A 3154-nucleotide genomic window follows, 5' to 3' on the forward strand; every position below is an offset into this window, starting at 1 on the left:
TTTAATATCAATGATATGTTTTAAAAGTCGGTACGATTTATGTTACTCAACACTTTCATACAATACCGAAAGGATATATATAAAATATAAAACACAAAAAGGATTACCAATGAAATATAAAACGGTTTACCTCGCATTATTATTATCTACATCAAGCTCATTTGCAGCAGATGTATTAATGAAAGAAAAAGCAATCTTTGTTGACCAGTTCGCTATTACTCCATATACGGAATCATCAAGTAATATAGAAAAAACTAATGTTAAACGTGAAGCTTTAAGTACAATATCAACTACTCCTGATGGCAGCCAATATATCAACTTAGCGACAGACGAAGATTTACGTATTTTTAAATCTGCGTTAGATAAAGTGCGTACTTCAGCTTTAACTGAACAAGAGCTATCTGCTTTAGTGGGCTATATGCCAGGCAGCCCAGTAGAGGAAAATGAAATCACGCCTTCTAATGTACATGGTTCTGATGGGCGAACTAGAGTCCAATATACGACAGTCAGCCCTTATAGAAATATTGGTAGAATTAGTTCTGGGTGTACTGGTGTATTGGTTGGTCCAAAGCACGTTTTAACAGCAGGCCACTGTATAGCACCAGGAAACGGAACATGGATAAACAACTTAACCTTTAGCGCTGGGCAGAATGGATACTCAAAACCATTTGGTACACAGAGCTATACTAGAGTGCTTACAACTCCAGGTTGGTTTTACGATAGTGACCCAAGTTTAGATTATGGAATGATTATCCTTAAATCAGCCCCTCACAATGGTTGGAATGGTTATGGGATATACGCTGGTAATGGTACGTATACAGTAACAGGTTACCCAAGCGATAAACCGTTTGGGCAAATGTGGGGAATGTCAGGCAGAACGACTTCCGATACTAGCCATATATACTATTCGTTAGACACGTATGGCGGACAAAGTGGTAGTGGTATTATGGATTCAGGTAATAATGTAAGAGGTATTCATGCCTATGGTAGTGCCAACCAAAATTTCGGAACAAAAATAGATTTAACAATTTTCAATAAAATCAAAGAGTGGGTTGCAAGTTACTAGCTTTAACGACTCTATAAATTATAAGACTGGATTACCTTTATCCAGTCTATTTTCAGATAATAAACTAGACAGCCACCTTAATAAACTAGGCCACCTTAATAAACTAGACAGCCATCTTATTGAGTAAATAACACCCTAATAAACTAGATAGCCACCTTGTTGAGTAAATAAGACTGCGCTACTAAGCTTACTCTTTTGGGCTAAAACTTATCTCTTTATCGATTATCACTTGCACATCTTGCATTAAGCGAGCATTTATCACTATTAAGCCTACATTACACGCATAAATATAACTGCAAGATTGCAGTTATAGTGTAAGCGTCTAGCTAACGACACCTAGCTTTGCTTAATGTTCCAAGGTAGCAGTGGCTCAAGGTTATCTGGCTGCTCAGCAATGCGCTGTAAGCAAGTAGAGATATAGTCATGCACTACAAGGTCATTGGCCTTTGCGGTTTCAACAAGACTATAAAGTATGGCGCTGGCATGTGCACCATTGCAGGTATTTGAGAACAACCAGTTTTTTCGCCCTATTACGAACGGTTTTATAGCTCGCTCTGCACGGTTATTGTCAATACTGAGCCTGCCATCATCAAGGTAGCGCCGAAATTTCTCAAACTGATTTATCGCATAGGTAATTGCTTCACCTAGCGCCATTTTAGGTGGGATTTTATCTTTATGCTTGAGTAACCATTGATACAATTCATCAACGATTGGTTTGGCTTTTCTCTGCCTTATCTTGAATTTTTCATCATGCGATTTATCTTTGATGGCTTGCTCAATACCGTAGAGCTTGCGAATAAGGTTAAGTGCTACATCCGCTTTAACGGTTTTTTTATTATTGCCTTTAGCCTTGATGAATTTACGGCGTATATGCGCTAGACATGCAACCAGTGTTGCCTTCGTTTGCTCGTAAGCCTTGTAGCCGTCAACGTGCATGTAGCCTTCGTAACTATCAAGGAAATCAACCGCACATTGGCCTGCGCGACTGTTATGGTAATCAAACAGGACAATATTAGTGCCTTTACCTGGTTTATCATCGCCGCAACAATACAGCCACATATAGCTGGTTGCTTTATCTGCATTAATGACGTTTAACGGGGTTTCATCGCCGTGAATAACCGGTTGAGATAGCAACACGTCTTTTAAGCGTTGATACAGAGGGGACAACAGGTCTGCGCAGCGCAACATCCAGCTCGACATGGTTTGTCTGCTCAACTCAATACCAATATCGCCTAACATGGTTTCTTGGCGATAAAGTGGTAAGCCAAACTGGTATTTACACATGATTATTTGGCTCAGCAAGCTGGGCGTTGCGATGCTTTTGGGAATGGCTGTTGCGGGCATGAGGGCGGTTTTTACCACACTTTCAATGCCTTCACGCTCACAGTGACGGCACGTATATTTAGGGCGAATGGTTTTGATGACTTTGATATGCGCTGGCACAAACTCGAGTGCTTCACTGCTGCTTTCACCCATTTTGTGAAGGGGGCTTTGACAGCAATCACACATTTTGTCATCCTCTTCGAGGTCAACAACCACCTCAATTCGCGGCAACTGCGCTGGCAGTGGCCGGCGTTTCGGTTTGGCTTTTTCTTTCTTTACTGAGGCCGATGTGGCCAATAGCGCTTTATCATGTTCATCGAGAATATCTTCTGCTTCATTGAATACTTCGCCTGCACCCGGCATCTTTTCAGATTTTTTGGCGTACTCTTTGGCTAATTTCGCGTTATAAGCTTGTAGCAATTCGTGAATTTGCGCGTCTTTTTCAGCTAACTTTTCATCCATATGCTGTTGCAACTCAAGCAACATGCGCTTGAGTTGTTCTGGGTCGTCAGGAAGTGAGTGTGCATCAATTTTCATGTTCGCAATTTAACAGAATTTGACGGTGTTTTCTTGCTTGACGCAAAGATAAAACAGACGGTGTGGCAACGATCATTTACTGCCAATATGATCGATTAGATCATCGATTTATACCGCAACTCTTCATGACCAAGCACATCATATCCCGACAACAACCAATCCAGTTGCTCTGGACTGAGCTCAAATTCTTGCAGACTGGCTTTGGTTGGCCATTTGAACGTTTGCTTT

The 3154-nt window shown here is 41.0% G+C and carries 2 protein-coding genes; one reads left to right on the plus strand and one right to left on the minus strand.

What is annotated here, in order from left to right:
* Positions 1-1066, plus strand: a 1066-nt coding sequence (locus tag ACT3RM_RS17375; protein WP_444511463.1) for a trypsin-like serine peptidase, incomplete at its 5' end; no start/stop codon positions are given.
* 336 nt (positions 1067-1402) lie between these two features.
* Here ACT3RM_RS17375 and tnpC read toward each other — a convergent pair.
* Positions 1403-2926: an IS66 family transposase gene (gene tnpC / locus ACT3RM_RS17380; protein ID WP_441836641.1), complete on the minus strand. Its 1524-nt coding sequence runs from the start codon at positions 2924-2926 to the stop codon at positions 1403-1405.
* Positions 2927-3154 lie beyond the last annotated feature (228 nt).

Source organism: Pseudoalteromonas sp. AOP7-A1-14, assembly GCF_052376275.1.
Classification (GTDB): Bacteria; Pseudomonadota; Gammaproteobacteria; order Enterobacterales; family Alteromonadaceae; genus Pseudoalteromonas.